We start from the raw sequence: 16685 nt of genomic DNA, 5'->3' as shown, positions 1-16685 counted from the left end.
CTATTCCACTTCCTCCTGCTTCTCGCCCGTCAGGTCCTCCATTTTCGGCAGCATCTTCTTTGCCGTGGCCTCGTCCTCGTTATACCACTTCATGCGGTACTCCCAATCGTTCATGATACCTGCTGCAAGGTCCTGCCGGTCATTATTTCGTTCTGTTGTTTTGTCCTCGATGATGCTATCATCGAAATCAATAGTGACCTCCGCATCCTCATTCAACCCGGCACCCATGGCCGTGTTGCCCAAGCGAAGAATAATCCGGCACAGTTCCTTGATGGCGCTCTCCAGGATGATCTCATGCTTTTTGATTGTGCGGAACATAGTGGAATTTTCGCTGATGACCTGAGTGGCGGTGGTGATGTTCCCACAGTTAAATCGATAATACGTCTCTCCAAAACCGCACTTGCTGGAAAGCAAATTGAGTTGTGTCTGAATGCCCTCGCTGTGCTCTGCTGTCCGAAGGTTCATGTCAATGGGCTGTATGATAGCCCCGCCCTCGATATCCTCCGGCAACACATAATAAGCCAGGTCATCAGGGTCAAAAACCGGCTCCCCATCCAAATACTGTTGTGCGGAAGGCTTGACCATCACCCGCTTTTTCCCGAGCACAAACTCATTGACGTAGCTGTCAAAGGCGATATCAACGCCCTTCATGCTGTCGATGGCGTTGGCGTAGACCGAAATCCCGAGCGGAATGGAGTAATCGAAGTTGTTGGCGATATTGGGCCGGTCAATGACGAATTGCCGCCGGTCGCTGCCGGTATGGACTACAGGAGGCACCCGCTCAAAGCCCTGCACAGAGGCCAACGGCACCTCAGTATCAACATTCTGGTTTCGGTATGTATACAGCCGGTTCTCAATGTCGTACAGGCCGTTTACCTTCCGGTGAATCTGGAGATAGCAGTAGTCCTCTCCATTGACATTGACGATACTGTCAAAGGCACATTCAGTAATAACGCCATTCTGCCATGACAGGGGCCAGATATGCTCTACCGTTACATAGTCAATGATGATATCGGTTGCGCTGCCTGGAATCGGCCCCGCCTTAGTGACCCCCATGCCCACCACGCGGGGGATAAAAGCCACCGTGCCAAGAGCGAAGGCCATTTCCTGCATCTCGTTGGAGCGCACGCGAAAGTTGTTCTCCTTCAGGACCCGGTCAATAAACTCCTGCTCCTTTGTGCCATCCAGAGTGATTTCAACCCTCTCATTCATGAGAAGATTTGCCCAGTCCTCCGGGATTTTCTTTCCCATGTTGAGGGTGTACCGCTTGCAGCGCACCATCCCGGCCCCGTTTCGTACCCGGTAACGGTGGAACCCCTTCACGTCGCCCTCATACCAAGACTTCCACTCCTGGACCTTGACGTAAAAGCCCGCGCTGATGGTGGAAAAGCCCAGCTCTTTCAGTTTGTCGATGATGGTCATTCGTTCACCTCATTACCGGGAAATGCCGAACCAGAATAGTATTCGCGAAATATCGTATATCGTCCATGGCGTGGTCATCCGCCTTGATGACCTTGTCCACCGTTGAGTCCTCGTCCCAGCGGTATAGTCCAAATTCTCGGATAGCGTCCTTGCACCGGCGGTGTATTTTGAGTTTCCCGCTTTTGAGATAGACAGAGGTCCGCCGTATCCCGTCCATTACGTCATTGTTCGCTTTGACCACATGGAACTCATTGTGTCGGAATACTGTAGTGATAAAAGACGCCGCCGACGGGTCAATGACCACATAGTCCACGTTATAACCGTCGGCCAGTTCCCGTATCGCCTGGTAATACTCCTCGTCGGTCAGTTGCTCCTGCGTCCCACGCCCGCTGTAATAATACTCATTGATGCGGACAGCCCCTTGCGTTGTCACGCACCACAGACCGGCGGAAAAGGGGTTGAGCGTTCCGTAGTCCACGGAGATATAATACCGGCCCGCCGGCGGTTCTTCGTCCGTGATACAGCTCTCGCCAAAGTGTGGGTAGACAAGCCCCTCCGCCACCACCCAAAGGCCACGGATAAACCGATCATAAAACACGCCGGTATACATGTTCTCATACCGTTCCAGTGTCTTTTCGCTCAGACCAGGATTGTCCCGCATGGTAAAGTGTAGGTACAGGGCGTTGCGCTCCTTGTGCTTCAGTATCCACTCCAGGTAAAACCAGTGCTGCGGGGAGTCCGGGTTGCAGGAGAACCACAGCTTTGCCCCGTCTACGCTGCACCGGGCTATGGCTTGTTCCACGAACGACCGCGGCATGAGCGCCACCTCGTCCAGCAGCACACCGGCCAGCGTCCGACCCTGAATAAGGGAAGCACTGGATTCATCCTTGCCGCCGAAGACCTCAAACCAGTTCGTTACAGCTCCCCGTCGGACCTCCAGAATCTTCTCCGACCTTCGCCAGCGGATAGTGTACTTTTCTTTCGCCAGCGTCATGGCGGTAAACGGAACGATGATGTTCTTGCTTGCGCTGTCCACCGTCTTGCCGCAGATGCCGAACCGCTGGCCGGAAAACTCCCGCATTGCCCAGTCCACAAAGGCCCACATCATGATGGAGGTCTTGCCGGAGCGGACCGCGCCGTCGCAGATGAGGGCGTCGTACTTTGAGTAGGGGAAAGCCAGGATTTTCTTTTGCTGCGGGCTAACCACGGTGGTTCCTCTCAATCAATAGCCGTATACACACACCAAGCGCAACACACGAACCAATCCTGATTAAATCAATCATCGCTTTCCAACCCCTCCGCAAGTTCTCTCAGGCTCTGGCTCAATCCGTCGTCCTTGGCTGTATCGCCTGGGCCGCCGCCAAAGGCCGTGAATTTGTCGATCAGCGTCCCAAGCGCGGTGGTGATTTGCGCGGGCGTAGCCTCTGCCAGCTTCTCCGGGTCGTTGAGCGCAGCCAACCCTTTACCGATGATTTCACACACAAGGCCCTTCTGGCTTTCCATGTAAGCTAGGATGTCGGCGGTGTTCTCCTCTTTTTTTTGCTCTAGCTTTTTCTCAATTTCTCCGGCTTCTTCCAGGGCTTTCTTTGCGCTATCCCATGAAACCCCGTTTTTCTTGGCGGCGAGATTGACCGACTGGCATTCCAGATAATCAGCCACGATTTTCTTCTTTTGCCTGTCTGTCAGCCGTGCAGCCATAGCTTTTCATCCACCTATCATCTCGTCTTCAAAATACCATTTATATCCACACCCAATTCCACCTACTTTTTGGCACCATCTGTAGAGCGTCTTGATGTCCATTTTGTTTTCCTTAGCTGCACTGCTAATAGATTGATATTTTTTTACCAGTGAACCGTCTAAATTGAACTGCAAAACGCCCCTGACTCTGCTCCCATATGAATTATTATATTCTGTCGTACACCATTCCAAATTTTCAGGTCTGTTATCTGTTTTGTTTTCATTTTTATGGTTAACGACAGGAAGTAAATCAGGATTTTTGAGAAACGCTTCCGCGACAAGCCTGTGAACTTTCGGATAAACTCGTTTCCCATTTTTCATAAGGACAAGTTGGTAATACCCGTCTTTGTCTTTTACGAGTTTTCTTATTTTCTTTGTATTGGCATTAAGCACTCTTCCAAGATTTGAAACTTTATAAAACCCCTCCAGACCAACAACATCTTTCCAAATTTCATTTTCCATGTATGCCCCTCCTCTGTATATGTCAGGAGAGGCGGCGGGAGATTACCCCGCCATGCGTAACCCCTCAATATTGAGCTTCCCGCCCCCGTCTCGTGCAACTGCGGGGCGGCGTATGTGCGCTTCCCGCTTAGATTGTCACACCATCAATCAGTCAGCTACATTCCATTCGGAGTTTCACTGTCCTACGGTAGTTTTCAGCAGGATAGTGCGGTTGTGGATGGAATTGGGATTCGGTCACCATCCTGTGAGCATCTAAACCCTCGGTAAGCTCTCAATACATTTCGGGGCAGGTCATAGCTACCACCGCTTTTTTGCCCGACACTATGACTGTCGGCTCTGCCGCATGGAGGCCGCGACCCTCCGGCCCTGATTTGTGGGCTGCATCGTGCTGCGGCATATATGAAGGGAGTCCCCCGGCAGGAAACATACGAGAAAGGCTCTCCTTTCCGTTTAATATCTGCTTACTAGATACTCCTGCCGGGGGAGTGGGTTGTCCTTTGGGCCGTGGTTGGTACACAGCCCGAAAGGGGAGGAAAAAGAAGGAGCATGGGGAAGTTACTCCCTCATGCTCCATTGTCGCATAGTCTTCAATTTTAATTCCCACTTTTGTGGGAACCATTGTCCGGGTTTTTTGTGAAGATGAAAGATTATACTCTATGTACAAACGGGAAGTTGGTTCTCCCAAGCAGATAGTCTGTACTGACCCCATAATAATCTGCGATTTTATATAGGGCATCCATAGACGGCTCTACCTCTCCCCGCTCATATCTTCTCAACATATCCGGATGCAACCCCATCAGCTGTGATGTAACCGTCATGCTCCGCACCGGCCGCATGGACTCCCGCAACTTTCTCAGCCTTTCCGGGAACTCACCCATCCATATCCTCCTTCTTGATCCAATACCGTCCCGCGCAGCGGTGGGCGGTAACGCAGGCGGTAGAAATCCGGCAGGGGCGAACACCAACATCCTCTGCGGCAGATTTGATCGACGGATACTCCTTCCGCTGGCCGTGACGATCAATGGAGATCACTTCGGTTTCAGTCATTGTTTACCTCCCTCATGCCGTCCTCTCTCTTCCGTCTTGAAGCAGACAACCCGCACCACATCATAGACCTGTATCTCTGTACTTTTGAATGGGAACTGCTTGCAGTGCGGGCAGGTTATCGTTTCGAACATTTCTTCTTCTGACAGATCATAGCCTGTCCAATTCTGTGTTGTTTCGATGTAGGCGGCATTGTGCTCACATTCAACGATAGGCTGTTCAATGTCAGTGTCGCTTCCATCTCGGAGGAAAGTATCAACCAACAGATTCCCGATTTCCTTTCCGCATTTCTCGCACTTCATTGTCCTCCCTCCCCGTCGTGGATGGAGTTGATGATCTCAATTCCGCCAGTTGAAAGATGCTTATTTACGCCCATACTTTCAGCGCCATTCAGCCAAACGCAAAATCTATTCCACTCTGGGTCATAGCATACAGGGGCTTCTTTTTGTTCGCCCTTCCAGTCCGTCCAGCGGATGATGTCTCCCTCAAAAATCCGCTTCCCATTCTTATCTTTCAGGCCGGTGTACTGGCCGACCGTGGAGGGGTCAACATCGACAAATTCAAAGGTTCCATCAATAGCCAATTGGGCAGGAATAATTGTCGGTTTAAGCGGCCATCGTCTAAATGGATACTCACAGTACCACCCCTCCACCCACTCTCCATTATCCAGCCGCTTGGCTTTGAAAAGGATTTCTCTCATTGGGCACCTCCGATGATCTCGTCAAGGGTGACAGTTTCGCCGGGGCGGAGAGAGGGGAAACGTTCAGCTTGAATGGTAGCAAGGTAAAATGAGATGTCATCTTCTACACCATAAATCGCAATGGCTGAGAGGTTCCTTGCGAGTTTATAAGCATCCGGGAAAATCTCCTTGATAGCCTTCGCCATCTCCACCTCCTGCTCCGTCCAGCGGGGCTTTCCTTCCAAGTCCCACTCATGTACCCATTCACGACAGCAAATTCCTCTCTGATAGATAGGGCATTTCTGTTCGCACGGATTATTTGTGTGGGCCTTTCCGTATTGATAGCACCACTCTTTCAGTTCCCCCAGTGTCCAGTCCTTCAACGGCTTGTCCATGTGGGTCTCCTTCCTTTTCACCCAATTTTTGCACCCTTCCTGCGGGTCAAAGTCCTTCTCAATTTCACACCCAATGCAGTTAAAACAAGTGCGTGGTTCATCATCCTCCACCACCTCATAGCCCATCAGGCGGGCGGCTTCTTGGACCCAGCTTGTTATCGTCTCCATATCCCGGCTAAAATCGGCTATGTCTTGGTCTTGCACGTCTCTTGGCTTATCTGCCCAAAACTCTCTCCCGGCCCGTTGCCCATAGAAAAAGTCCCATTTAGACAGAATTTCAAGCACTTCCCCCGTCTTACTCCGAAACTTCATTTGATTTTCCTCCCAATCCACGGCAGCAGCCAGCCGAAGGTCAGCGCACCGGCCACATAGCCAAGCCATAGTTCACTGCTCATGGCCAGCCTCCTTTCGCTGGCCCAAAGAGCAAAAATGCTCGTCTCCGTCGTGGTCTAAGTATGAGTGATGATGGATTTCGCATAGCATCCGCTTGCCAGTTTCCCATTCATCGCAGATTTTGTAGTAGATACATTCCTTACACCTGACCACAGGCACGGCGTCGATGGTAGGTGCATTCTCCAGCAAAATTACGACCTGTCCATCTTGCGCGATACGGCCTAAATCACCCAGCCTCATGCTCGTCACCTCTTAGCTTGAAAATGTTATCTGCGCCGCAAAGCAATTCGTCACCGACTCGATGAGAATAACAACAGTCCACACATTTAACCCGGATGCTCTTTTTTGTAAAACCAATGATTATAGCCTCGTACTGCACAAGTCTCGTAGTGCTGCTGCCAGTCCTCATCGTGTTATAACAAACACATCTATCGCCAATGTTGAGTAAATTTCCAAGTCTATCTTTCATTTGCCTCCTCCTCGTCCATGCGAGCGCCGCAGTTGGGGCAAGCAACAGCTCTCCCAAAATCGGTATCAAGGTCACGCTCAAAGCTGCAATTCGTGCAAACCGCTTTGTTTTGCTTGTGGTAATATCTCCACTCCCCGTGCCGCACCTCCGCAACGTCGGCGGCGGTGAGGTTGGATACAATCCGTTTAATAGATTCTCTTGTGAATACCCCAATAGTTTCATAGTCTCCTATGGTAGTAATTTCTGGAGCAACAGCTTTCTCAATCGCTTCAATGACTTTCGCCTTTGTGATGTACTCCTTCATTCCTCTTCCTCCAATACGGCCATATCATAGCCGCTCTCTATAAATTGGATCGTTTTTTGATGGTTGCAAGCGTTCCCGAGATAAGTGTAAATCTCCCGCATATCCTCCACGTTGAACCTAGTGTCAAGGTATTGATTTATACCATTCAGGAAGAAAATATGAAGGGCCGTATTGTCCACTGCACGGCGGAACGGCGTGGACTTACAAGCTGGGCGGGAAAACCACTCCAACACCTTGCACTTTACATCCATCTCACTATCACAAGTGCTGATATTAAAATATACGTTCGCCTTTTGGTGGGCAATAAACTCACCCTGATTATTGATAAACCACCCAAGGAAACATATCCCAAGTCTTTTTATGACTTTCCAATCAACCATCCTGCTCCCTCCGTAGTTCGGCTTCCTCACGGGTCAGGAAAACGGTTTTTCCGAAATCTTCAGGTATCAAATAACCGTTCCAAATCGGATATGTAATCTCTCCATCTGCGTTAATTTGTACGCCATCAAGACGGCTTACGCTCGGGCAATCATCACCTTTGCGCCACCGATAAATAATTTGGTCTGGTGTCGCAGGCAGCACCACGCACCGCCCCTCCCTGTCCGCCTGGGCCAGTTCGCGGAGGCGGTCAGTTTGGATGCCCTTTACGATTTCCAATCTTTGAGCGTTCTCTGTTCGCAGAGTCATTCCGCGCCCATAAGCATCCAGTATACGAGCAATCTCCTCCGGCTCCACCCCCGTGTCCTCGTAGGCGGCGAGGCGGTCAACAGCGTTTCCCATAAACTTTTTTGGTACACTCCATACATCAAAGCAATCATCTTCTCCGATGTAATTTACAGTACGACCGGCAAGCTGTTCTTTCTTGGTCATCCGTTCCATACTCATTCCTCCTTACAGATCAGCGCATAGGCGTGGTATCTGTCTCCATCCCACCTCAGATGCTCAACAAGACCAGCCAAATACGCGGTTGCGGTTCTGGAATCAAACCATTTCGGGTCATGCCCAAAAACCGGCGTGTACTCGCTGTAACTGTGCAAATCGGTCTGAATTGCCCGACCAGCTAGCACATACTTCTCGTTTGGCTCCAAACGCTGGAAGAACATATCTCCATCCATAATGGAAAACTGCTTCATGTCAGTCCTCCTTCGGGCCGCGCCAATCCCAGTTCTCCCCGTGAGAGCATTTCTTGCATATTTCAGGGATTGGCGTTTGCAGACTGTCGCAATGTTTGCAGACTGCACAGGATTTTATACACTGCAAATCGTTTACCGCCGCATCCTTCTCCCACTTCACCTGCTCCAGCTCGGCTTGTATGGCTTCCAACTCCTCGTGCGCCTTGATGATTTCCGTTTTAGCACAGACGATAGGGCAGTCGTGGCACTTATCCTCATAGTGTTTCAGACGGGCGATCTCTGCCCTGGCCTGTTCCAGCTCGGCCCGCAGCTGCTCGTTTTCGGCCTGGAGCGTGGAGAGGGCGGTCAAGCACTCCACCATATCATGAAACGTCTCCTCCGGGTTGTTCTCCACCGTACTGTACCCGTGGTAGTCATGTTTCAGCCGCTCAATCAACTTCTCAATGTCCATCAGGTGGTCTCCTTCCGCATATCTGCAAGGATTTCTGCTTTGCGACGCATACACCACGCAAACACAGGAAACCGGAATGCCTCCCCTTTGGTGGAACACTGGGAAAGGAAGCCGCACTTATCACAATGCCCGTATACAATGGCCTGTGAGATCGCCAGCCCCTCTGCTTGCTTTTCCGGCGTATACTGTCGGTCAAACATAGTGATATGCTTTATATTTGTCCCAGAAATGTCCATCAGGTGTCCTCCTCTCCCTCCAGCGGGCGGCGGTAGGCGAGCCAGTTCTCGCCGTATCTGTAATCCTCGATATGCTTTGCATAAAACGGATCAAGGATATTCCAATGTGGCGGGGTGCTTTCTTTTCGTAACCCAACATGCCAATACGGTTGTCCTCCCATCTCCCGCAGCTGCTCGATGGTCAACGGCTCGTTCGGCCGGGACAGGGCGGAGATTGCCATGTCGATGGCCTCATTGATTTGCTCCCAGGTGTATCCATCACCGGGGATGGTGGTTTTCCGCTCCAAAATCGTTACAGCCTGTTGTCTGTCCATCCTCACCCCTCCTTTCCAGGCGGTTCCGGGAGGGGCATCCACCAAGATACATCAGCATCTTCCCAATCCAGATATTCATCGATGATCCACCTGTCATCCTTGTCCCATGATCCAAGCTGATATGCGTCCTCCAGCGCGATATTCGGCTTCGGCTTCCCGCTCACGATACACAGCACTGTCTCATCCTCTGGCGGCATGGCATTTTCCACGCTCACCCACTCGTTCGACGGGGTGAGGGTGGGCGCAAAATAGTCGCACCCATCTTGGCAGAAACAGCTTGCGTCCTGCGACTCTTGACGCGTCCATAGAGCACACACCTTTTCGTGCAAGCACTTCTTACAGTCAATCGGCCTTGCCATCTTTCAGCGCCTCCCTTCCGATTTATGAAAAACAAATTTCAGCAGCCACAGAATCAGCCATATTCCAGTGGCGGCAGGCAAAGAAAACCGGATGGAAAAGCACATTGTAATGAGTTTGATAATCCCGACTGTAAATGCCCAACTTATTGCGTAGCCAACAATCAAGCCAATTACAATAACTAAGCCTTTACGCATCTTTCAGCGCCTCCTCAGTCGCAATCATCTCGATTACCGGAACGACTTCAAAGTCTCTATCCCACGAAGAACATCCGCTTCTAGCCTGCGTCTCAGAACGATAGGTCTTGACGGAAACGTCTTTTATTTCCGATATGGGGCGAAAACTAAAATGCTTTGCTAGACCGCACCAGACCTCTGTTCTGTTTTTCCGCATGACCACATAGCGATTGCGCTCAATCCGCATCGTTCAGGACCTCCATCCTTTTCATCACCATCTCCACGGCCTCGTCTGTCAGCGGGCGGGAACAATGCGGGCAAAAACCGATTTTCTGTGGCTTACAGTGCCCTGTTTTCAATTCCCCGTTCAGGATGCTGTATGCCCCAAATTTTTGCACATATCCCTCAGAATCTGGCTTGCAATAAGGACACCCCGGAAACACCTTCTCCACCCGCTCCCGGCTGACAGGGCGGAGGGCGGCGAGGGCAGTACGTATAGCCTCTATGGTTGTTTCAGTGTGTACCTTTCCCCAGTAGGATGTTTCGGTCTCGCGCATTTCTTCAAAACGTTTCAGCAACGACTCAAAATAGACTATCGCTTCTTCCAGCTTCATAGTTGGGCCTCCCTTTCCATCTTCTCTTTAACGGCTGACAGGATGAAATCCCGGTTCAGCACATACAGGTCCGTAATTCCGTGCTCCTTGCACATCTTGATGACCTCGTCCATGATGTAGTTTTTGATATCTTCTTTCCAGAGGACAACCGCCTGTATCGTTGCAGAGGCCACGGTGTTTCCATCCTCGTCTGTTCTGACTTGCAAGGCTGGGTCCCCAATGTCAACATATTCTCCCGGGTTCTTCATTCCAGCTCCTCCAGCATCTCCATCTCCTCCGCGCTCAGAATCGGTGCGCGGGTGTTCCAGGCGAGGCGGGCGTCAGTCCCCATCAAATAAGTGTTCATCCAGCATCTCCTTTAATGTCCTCTCGTTCAATATTTTTTCAAGGATTTTTGCCCTGGTATTCCAATCTAACCTGGCAATCGGCCTCTCATCGTGTTTTATTTCAAAGTCGCCATTTTTGTTTTTTCCGATTTCAACGAGATACTTTTCTGAAACAGATTTTAGTTTGCATTCTGTACAAACAATACCAATCCAAAATCTGGAATTTGGGTATTTTTCTGTAACATCACTGACGTAAAATTCTGATTTGCCTAAACATCTTGGGCATGGCAGCAGCACCCCCGCATCCGTCAGCCGCTTTGCCGCCTCCCTGTCACCCAGCAGGGCGCGCTTTGTATCATCCATCATGCTCTCTTCCTTTCCAGCGGGCAGCTCTCAATGGCGTATGTAGTCACCCATGTTTTCCGCCCGCCCCGGTTTCTCCCAACAATGAACGTCCGTTTCTTGGCCGTCCAGCCCGGTACTGGCTTTTCCTCACGCAGCCATGGACACTGACTAATCGGGCAGCAGCAATCCATGCAGGGATTGGCTGAATACCGCCGGATGGGGACCAGATATTGATCAAGTTCGCCCATAGGGCCTTACCTCCACCTGTATACTCTCGTTTTCCCAAAATTCGTGAGAAACTTTCCGCACCCATTCCCGGTTGTCATCCGGCAGTATGTAGCCTTTCATGGCATCCACAAACGCCTTGCCCATGGCGGCGTGATTGTCCACGTCCAGACCATCGTTCCAGCGAAAAATGACTTCGACAGGGCCTTTGACGAGCTGTTTTCGGATATGCGCCTTTTTCATGGACCACAGCGCCAGAGAGTGGAGTTCTTCTGCGTCCCGCTTCCGCTGTGACCAGTGTTTCCCGGCATAATACGCATTCAGGCCAAACCGCTTGTTCCAGGCCGCTTTTCCCCTTTTGGTGGGCGGATACGGAATTTCAAAAATCAAATCCCCATCCTCCTTGCCAGCTCTTTCAGGGCCGCCTCATATTCCTCGGGCGGCAGTCCTTGGAGCTTTTTCTTCTCCCGCTCATAGGCGGTCCAGTCAGCGTTCCCAGCCGTAGACTCCATCGCTTTCTCCCTTCTTTGTGTATCGGCGGCACCGGGCGTCATAGACCAGCTGGATGTTTGCCGTTGAGCCGTAGGAGCGATTTTTCAGGATGCTCAGCCCGGCGTCATACCCATAGGCCGCGATATCCTTTTCTTCCATCCGTTCTAGCGAAAAGGCGTTGTCCGCCCGGTTTGTGATGTCCGCCGACCCGCCGATGTCGTCCGCGGTCAGCAGCTTCTTTTTGTCGTTGTCGCCCTTCCGGGGGTGTGCTACCAGATGCACGTGCACCTCGTTTTTCTTGGCGAACTCCACCAGCCGCCCCGTGAACCGGCTCTGCGCCCGATAGAAGTCCTTGTCGCTCTGGTCGCTGAATCGGGCGGTCATCAGGTTGTCCACCAGGAACACGCAGCAGCCGAACCGGCGGACGGCGTACTCGAACACGGAGATGATGCTGTCCTCGTCCCCAGCACCGGCCACCCGGTTGTCGTACAGGAAAAACTTCCCTTTCCACCAACCGTCGATCCGGTCCGCGATCTCCTTCGGCGTGTAGTAATACAGTTTCCCGGACGCCGGGTCCCGCTTCGGCTCGATATGCCCGGCCCCGGCGGCCTGTAGCATAGCCCACTGCTTGAAGCGCCAGGCCGACAGCTCCCCGGAGTAGGCGCAGACCGGGAAGCCCTGGTCGATGGCGTTTAGAAGCAGCTGGGACAGCAGCGTGGACTTGCCGCTTCCGCGCCTTCCAGTCCACACGGACAGCTCCGATGGGGCAAAGCCTCCGATGGACTGGTCCAGTGCTTTTAGACCGGACATGACGGCGACGGATGCGCCGGGGTCCCTCCGCTCCACGTCCGCCAGGTCCAGCAGGCCGTCCATGGGCTGTTCCACGGCCCCCAGCAACAGATGATCCACGGCCTTTCTCCCCCCGGTTGTCAGCACGTCCCGGACGCGGGAACTCTTACCAAATGCTCCCTCTTTCGGCAGCAGCACGGCCACAGATGGCGCATATTCTTTGAGGGCGTCCGCCACGGCTTCCGCCGTATCACGGTCGGACAGAGCCAGGAACACAGATGGGAAGGAACTCAGAAACGGCTCCGCATCCCGGAAGTTCTCAAAGCCCGCCCCATAGGCAAGGCAAACGGCGTTCTGGTTGTCCAGGGCTGTCACATCCTGGGCGTCCGCCACAAACCACAACGCTTTCCGCGTGTCCATGGCGGTCTCATCGTAGAGCAGCCAGGCGGAGACATCAGGTAAACTTGGCATACGGGTCCTCCTCCCCGGCCAATGGTTCGTCATCCCAGCAACCGCCATCCAGCCACTTTGACGGGCTTGGAAAATACCTTGCGTTCTCCCCGGAATACTGCGGCCACAGCTTTTGCTGTTTCACAGCCTCCAGAATCCGCTTTACCTTCCCTTCATCCGGGTCTACCCGCTTCCAAGCGTCAAAAGCGTCTTTCTTGGCTGACTTTTTGGGATAAACATCCCAAAACTGGTCAAACCCCCAATAGTTTTTGGCAGCCCCTTCCGTTGCAGAGGGGGTAGGGGGTGTAATATCTTTTTCTTTATCTTTGTCTTCTTCTTTGTCTTGGCCATTTTTGCCATTAACAAAATGGCATTTGCTATTTTTGCCATCTTGTTTCTGCCGTTGCCATCGAACCGCAGCGCCTTTTTTCCCAGCCGATGCCCTCGCTTCGACAACGGTGTGATAAGACTCATTGTCTCTGTCTATGTCCAGCCGCATACCGTCCCACAGCAATGCCTCCCGGCCCAGGTCGTCCGGCTCTGCTCCCGTTGCCTTATAGCGCAGGGCAGCTCTCACCAGTCTTCCGAACTCGGTATCATTGAGTTTCTGGTACTTTTCCAGACAGTCCACAAAGAGTTTGAGATATGTTGTGCTCATGAGCATCTCCTATGGAAAATCGTTTCCCTGGCGGAGGGCATTACTGCCCATCCGCCGGTCTTTCGATCACTTCGCCGGTGTCGCCATCAACCTCGTATCCCTCTGCCTCGATCACGGTCTCATCAGGGACGGAATACATATCTTCGGAGATTTCTGTCTTGATGGTTTCGTCAGAAGTCAGTCCCCGCATGAACTCCGTTTTAAGGGGAGCGTATTTCAGCGCCTTTTTGAGGACGGTCTTCTTTGCCATCTCTTCAAAGTTTGTCTGCCAGGGACCATTGCTGTATGCCTTGCTGTACTTCTTGGCGTGAGTGCGAACATCGTCGACGCTCATGACCTCAAAGCCATAGCCGCCATCTTTCGTGCGGAAAACAGCGTAGAAATAGACGGGTTCTCCCCGTTCCCCCTTCGCGGGAACATGATGCAGCTTCGGCTCCAAACCAAGCTCATACTCAAACTCATCGTTTTCATAGACCGTCTGTGCCTGGATGGTGGATACCTCGCCGGATCGATAGGCCAGGTCGATCAGGCCCTTATAGCCAAGCTGGAACTGGCACTCCAGGACGCCGTGATTTTTGAATGGGATCAGGTATGCCTGCCCCAGCGGGGTGTTGGGCTCCATGCCCAGCTGTGCCGCCGTCATCATGGCGCCGAGAAAGCTCTTGGGCGTGGTCTGCGCCAGCTTGGGGTTTGTGGACAGAGCGGAGAGGGTGATCCGGGTGAACCGCTCCGGCGTCAGCACGGAAGGCAGCGCCTTTGCGATCTCCCCCTGCATTTTCTTGATATAGTCCTGCATGGTGGCAGGCCCTTTCTTGGCAGCCTGGGCGCTTTGCGTACCCTGGATGAGTCCTTCTTTCATGCTCCCTTGTCCTCCTTAATGGAAAATCTTCTGAATTTACTGATTTTGAAATATTGCGATAAGTCCAGGTCCGGATGATCCTTGGAAAATGCTTTGACATCGAAAGTGCTGCGGCTCTGCGGCGCCCACAAAACGCTGAAGTTCCCGTAAGTGGCCTTCTCCGCCTCGCCCATGTCCTGCATGAACGTCTGCTTGATGGCCTCGATCCGCCGCTCGATCTCGCGCTTTTCTAACTGCAGCTCCTCATAATCCCGAAACATGGCATCCCGACCAAACAGCTCAATGGAGCCATTGTCAGAGTCCGCGTAGATCGTTTCCATGGCTTCTGTGGTACTCTCCGCTCCGTCCGGCTCCGGAGGCTCCTGCGTCATCACATGCAGCTCCCAAAAATCCTTTGCGCACCGCTTCAAGGCATCGATCTCTTCCGGGGAGACATATACACTGCTCTCGCACCATTCCGGACAGATGTCGACCGGGATGGTGGTAATCTGATAGATATAAAAGGCTTTATTAAGTACCAATGCAGCCAGATACCAGCGGAACCAGCCAGTGACGGCCAGATAAGTCACACACTGGGCGTAATAGCTTTCTGGGAAGTCTCCCCCAGTGTAGGATTTGAGGCTGAGGGCAGATGCGGTCTTGCACTCCAGCCCTGACTTTTCCCCCATGATCCTACGGTCTATGTTTGCGTGCAGATAAGGGGCTGCATCATTGCGTAACAGGTAATTCATACGCTGTGCCGTTTTCCCTGATTTCTCTTCAAAACGCTGGGCCACATAGTCTTCCAGGTCTCTGCCCTGGCGCATGGCCTCATTATCCTGCTGTTCTGGAAGGAGCCCGGTCTTTTCCGCCCAAACTGAATATGGTGAGCGGTATTTGTTCAGGCCCAAAACGGCGCCCATATCGCTGCCGCCCAGACTGTTTCTGCGTTCCCGCAGCCAGTCCTCGCGGCTCATGTCTGATGTCGGGATTTTATGTATCATCGTCGTCTCCCTTCAAAATCTCCGTGAAATACTGTTCTCCAGCGCCACAGATCGGGCAAACCGCCTCTCGCCTGCTCTCCCTGGTTCCATCCCAGTCAATGATCTCTGAATAGGAAACTAGCGTCGGCTTATCGAACAAGGTCCCGCAGATATCACAGCGATACATGATACTTGATCTTGCGTCCGCAAGAGGGACAGAATCTCCAGCCGTTTTCCTGCGGGCCGTCCGCTTCAAATCTCTCCAGACCCAGGCAGGTTTCGCACTGCCAGACATTGTTTTCCTCATCAACGCAAATGTAATTCGTTTCATTCATCAGTCATTCTCCTTCTTCGCACCACCAAATGTCCGCCGTCTGGACGCCCAAGGATAAAGCTTCTAAGTGCCCCTTGACGGCAATATCAATATGGTCCCCCTTGACTGCCGGGCCGGTATCATCGGCTCTCAGATACACCATCCCGCCGTTGTGCTCGATCATGATGGTACTGCCCAGCGGTATAATGTCCGTATCCACAGCGCAGCTCACATAGGGCGTTACCCGCCTGCCGCTCGCTGTGATGCCTGTCCCAGTTCCGCAGATATGAGGCCGCCCTTCACAGCAATAAAAGGTGATGGTCACATCTTCCAGCCTGTGAGACCGGGCCAGCAAAGCGGCTTCGATCAGCTCATTTTCGGCGGCCTCCATCTCTTCCCCTGTCAGATAACAGCGAGTGGTGGCCGGGGTATCGTCGCCGGGTAGGCTGCCGCCCTCTGTGGTGAGCGCCATCTTGCGCAGGGCGGGCGGCTCTGCCTCCACGGTCATAATCAGGTAGCTTCCCAGCCACGCCAGCAGCAGAAGCAGGAACAGAAGATATGTAATCAGCTGCAACCGCCTCTGGCTCCGGTGCCGCCGCTCTTCGCGGGTCAGCTTTTTCATAGGATATGCCTCACCGCTTCTTCTCGGGTAATATAGAAATGGATGCCCGTGCTGCACTCGTTCCAGCGGTTTTCGTCGAAATCCGAAACGGAGACCACAGTTCCGGGAATGTAATGGAAGTTCTCATCTCTATCACTGACGGCGACCTGCTCCAATACAATCCCCTCTAAATCCTGAATCTCCAAAACGGTTGCCTTTGAGCAGCGGCACTTCCGGCCTGTTCCGGAACTGCGCACGGCATCTTCGGTAATTTCCAGCTTTACAATGCACTCATGACCGCTGGTTTTGACCCTTGCCTTTTTCCAGCCGACAAAAGCGCCGATTTCCGGGCAGGCAATGGGATAAAATAAATTTTTTGCCTTTTCAATGTAGTTGGCCCCGGACAGGTTGGCCCTGGACAGGTTGGCCTCGAACAGGTTGGCCTCGAACAGGTTGGCCCCGAACAGGTTGGCCCCGAA

At 52.5% G+C, this 16685-nt stretch carries 31 protein-coding genes; all 31 read right to left on the bottom strand.

The genetic code is table 11. From position 1 onward, the window contains the following. Positions 1-1422 (bottom strand): phage portal protein, encoded by a 1422-nt coding sequence (locus HMPREF1546_RS07325; RefSeq protein ID WP_021747416.1) that lies wholly within the window; start codon positions 1420-1422, stop codon positions 1-3. Between the two features lie 4 nt (positions 1423-1426). Then, positions 1427-2629: a PBSX family phage terminase large subunit gene (locus HMPREF1546_RS07320; protein ID WP_021747415.1), complete on the bottom strand. Its 1203-nt coding sequence runs from the start codon at positions 2627-2629 to the stop codon at positions 1427-1429. Positions 2630-2697: 68 nt separating this feature from the next. Then, positions 2698-3120, bottom strand: a complete 423-nt coding sequence (locus tag HMPREF1546_RS07315) for a nascent polypeptide-associated complex domain protein (RefSeq protein ID WP_021747414.1) — start codon at positions 3118-3120, stop codon at positions 2698-2700. A gap of 6 nt (positions 3121-3126) precedes the next feature. Next, on the bottom strand, positions 3127-3621 hold the full coding sequence (locus HMPREF1546_RS07310) for an NUMOD4 motif-containing HNH endonuclease (protein WP_021747413.1): 495 nt from the start codon (positions 3619-3621) through the stop codon (positions 3127-3129). A gap of 647 nt (positions 3622-4268) precedes the next feature. After that, a complete protein-coding gene (locus HMPREF1546_RS07305) occupies positions 4269-4499 on the bottom strand; it encodes a helix-turn-helix domain-containing protein (protein ID WP_021747411.1) in 231 nt (76 codons plus the stop codon). Continuing rightward, entirely contained in the window at positions 4492-4668 is a 177-nt protein-coding gene (locus HMPREF1546_RS18765) for a hypothetical protein (protein WP_021747410.1), read from the bottom strand. The genes HMPREF1546_RS07305 and HMPREF1546_RS18765 overlap by 8 nt, the downstream gene beginning before the upstream one ends. Next, positions 4665-4967 (bottom strand): hypothetical protein, encoded by a 303-nt coding sequence (locus tag HMPREF1546_RS07300; protein WP_021747409.1) that lies wholly within the window; start codon positions 4965-4967, stop codon positions 4665-4667. Before HMPREF1546_RS07300 ends, HMPREF1546_RS18765 begins: the two co-directional genes overlap by 4 nt. Then, positions 4964-5365, bottom strand: coding sequence for a YopX family protein (locus tag HMPREF1546_RS07295; protein WP_021747408.1), 402 nt, complete (start codon positions 5363-5365; stop codon positions 4964-4966). The genes HMPREF1546_RS07300 and HMPREF1546_RS07295 overlap by 4 nt, the downstream gene beginning before the upstream one ends. Continuing rightward, a complete protein-coding gene (locus tag HMPREF1546_RS07290) occupies positions 5362-6051 on the bottom strand; it encodes a hypothetical protein (protein WP_036629236.1) in 690 nt (229 codons plus the stop codon). Before HMPREF1546_RS07290 ends, HMPREF1546_RS07295 begins: the two co-directional genes overlap by 4 nt. A gap of 72 nt (positions 6052-6123) precedes the next feature. Further along, positions 6124-6372 (bottom strand): hypothetical protein, encoded by a 249-nt coding sequence (locus tag HMPREF1546_RS07285; protein WP_021747406.1) that lies wholly within the window; start codon positions 6370-6372, stop codon positions 6124-6126. A gap of 218 nt (positions 6373-6590) precedes the next feature. Further along, complete coding sequence (locus HMPREF1546_RS07275; protein ID WP_021747404.1) at positions 6591-6905, bottom strand: hypothetical protein; 315 nt, start codon at positions 6903-6905, stop codon at positions 6591-6593. After that, the gene (locus tag HMPREF1546_RS07270; protein ID WP_021747403.1) at positions 6902-7285 is read right to left on the bottom strand and encodes a hypothetical protein; all 384 of its coding nucleotides are present in this window, start codon (positions 7283-7285) and stop codon (positions 6902-6904) included. The genes HMPREF1546_RS07275 and HMPREF1546_RS07270 overlap by 4 nt, the downstream gene beginning before the upstream one ends. Continuing rightward, positions 7278-7784, bottom strand: coding sequence for a hypothetical protein (locus tag HMPREF1546_RS07265; RefSeq protein WP_036629232.1), 507 nt, complete (start codon positions 7782-7784; stop codon positions 7278-7280). Before HMPREF1546_RS07265 ends, HMPREF1546_RS07270 begins: the two co-directional genes overlap by 8 nt. Before the next feature lie 2 nt (positions 7785-7786). Then, entirely contained in the window at positions 7787-8038 is a 252-nt protein-coding gene (locus tag HMPREF1546_RS07260) for a hypothetical protein (protein WP_021747401.1), read from the bottom strand. Between the two features lies 1 nt (position 8039). Beyond that, positions 8040-8489 (bottom strand): hypothetical protein, encoded by a 450-nt coding sequence (locus tag HMPREF1546_RS07255; RefSeq protein WP_021747400.1) that lies wholly within the window; start codon positions 8487-8489, stop codon positions 8040-8042. A 235-nt stretch (positions 8490-8724) separates the two neighbouring features. Beyond that, entirely contained in the window at positions 8725-9039 is a 315-nt protein-coding gene (locus HMPREF1546_RS07245) for a hypothetical protein (RefSeq protein WP_021747398.1), read from the bottom strand. A 2-nt stretch (positions 9040-9041) separates the two neighbouring features. Beyond that, positions 9042-9398, bottom strand: coding sequence for a DUF551 domain-containing protein (locus HMPREF1546_RS07240; protein ID WP_021747397.1), 357 nt, complete (start codon positions 9396-9398; stop codon positions 9042-9044). 3 nt (positions 9399-9401) lie between these two features. Beyond that, a complete protein-coding gene (locus HMPREF1546_RS07235; protein WP_021751829.1) occupies positions 9402-9593 on the bottom strand; it encodes a hypothetical protein in 192 nt (63 codons plus the stop codon). After that, a complete protein-coding gene (locus HMPREF1546_RS07230; RefSeq protein WP_021747396.1) occupies positions 9586-9819 on the bottom strand; it encodes a hypothetical protein in 234 nt (77 codons plus the stop codon). The genes HMPREF1546_RS07235 and HMPREF1546_RS07230 overlap by 8 nt, the downstream gene beginning before the upstream one ends. Beyond that, the gene (locus tag HMPREF1546_RS07225) at positions 9809-10186 is read right to left on the bottom strand and encodes a hypothetical protein (protein ID WP_021747395.1); all 378 of its coding nucleotides are present in this window, start codon (positions 10184-10186) and stop codon (positions 9809-9811) included. The genes HMPREF1546_RS07230 and HMPREF1546_RS07225 overlap by 11 nt, the downstream gene beginning before the upstream one ends. Beyond that, positions 10183-10434, bottom strand: coding sequence for a hypothetical protein (locus tag HMPREF1546_RS07220; protein ID WP_021747394.1), 252 nt, complete (start codon positions 10432-10434; stop codon positions 10183-10185). The genes HMPREF1546_RS07225 and HMPREF1546_RS07220 overlap by 4 nt, the downstream gene beginning before the upstream one ends. 72 nt (positions 10435-10506) lie before the next feature. After that, positions 10507-10878, bottom strand: coding sequence for a hypothetical protein (locus tag HMPREF1546_RS07215; protein WP_021747393.1), 372 nt, complete (start codon positions 10876-10878; stop codon positions 10507-10509). Positions 10879-11091: 213 nt separating this feature from the next. Beyond that, positions 11092-11472 carry a hypothetical protein gene (locus HMPREF1546_RS07210; protein ID WP_021747391.1) on the bottom strand — a complete coding sequence of 127 codons (381 nt, stop codon included), beginning with the start codon at positions 11470-11472 and terminating at the stop codon, positions 11092-11094. Continuing rightward, the gene (locus HMPREF1546_RS19560) at positions 11469-11594 is read right to left on the bottom strand and encodes a hypothetical protein (protein WP_021747390.1); all 126 of its coding nucleotides are present in this window, start codon (positions 11592-11594) and stop codon (positions 11469-11471) included. Before HMPREF1546_RS19560 ends, HMPREF1546_RS07210 begins: the two co-directional genes overlap by 4 nt. Beyond that, entirely contained in the window at positions 11569-12834 is a 1266-nt protein-coding gene (locus tag HMPREF1546_RS07205) for a DnaB-like helicase C-terminal domain-containing protein (protein ID WP_021747389.1), read from the bottom strand. The genes HMPREF1546_RS19560 and HMPREF1546_RS07205 overlap by 26 nt, the downstream gene beginning before the upstream one ends. Beyond that, the gene (locus tag HMPREF1546_RS07200) at positions 12818-13471 is read right to left on the bottom strand and encodes a DUF6291 domain-containing protein (protein WP_036629225.1); all 654 of its coding nucleotides are present in this window, start codon (positions 13469-13471) and stop codon (positions 12818-12820) included. Before HMPREF1546_RS07200 ends, HMPREF1546_RS07205 begins: the two co-directional genes overlap by 17 nt. Positions 13472-13511: 40 nt before the next feature. Further along, entirely contained in the window at positions 13512-14330 is an 819-nt protein-coding gene (locus HMPREF1546_RS07195) for a recombinase RecT (protein ID WP_021747387.1), read from the bottom strand. Beyond that, a complete protein-coding gene (locus HMPREF1546_RS07190; protein ID WP_021747386.1) occupies positions 14327-15286 on the bottom strand; it encodes a YqaJ viral recombinase family protein in 960 nt (319 codons plus the stop codon). The genes HMPREF1546_RS07195 and HMPREF1546_RS07190 overlap by 4 nt, the downstream gene beginning before the upstream one ends. A 179-nt stretch (positions 15287-15465) precedes the next feature. Next, positions 15466-15627, bottom strand: coding sequence for a hypothetical protein (locus HMPREF1546_RS18760; protein ID WP_156909652.1), 162 nt, complete (start codon positions 15625-15627; stop codon positions 15466-15468). A gap of 3 nt (positions 15628-15630) precedes the next feature. Further along, entirely contained in the window at positions 15631-16227 is a 597-nt protein-coding gene (locus HMPREF1546_RS07185; RefSeq protein WP_021747384.1) for a 3D domain-containing protein, read from the bottom strand. Continuing rightward, a partial coding sequence (locus tag HMPREF1546_RS07180; protein ID WP_021751828.1) for a pentapeptide repeat-containing protein occupies positions 16224-16685 on the bottom strand: 462 nt, incomplete at its 5' end. The genes HMPREF1546_RS07185 and HMPREF1546_RS07180, both read right to left, overlap by 4 nt.

This window comes from Oscillibacter sp. KLE 1745 (assembly GCF_000469445.2).
GTDB classification, from domain to species: domain Bacteria; phylum Bacillota; class Clostridia; order Oscillospirales; family Oscillospiraceae; genus Oscillibacter; species Oscillibacter welbionis.
Note: the sequence above shows the minus strand (reverse complement) of the source record. Positions and strands in the feature narration are given on the sequence as shown.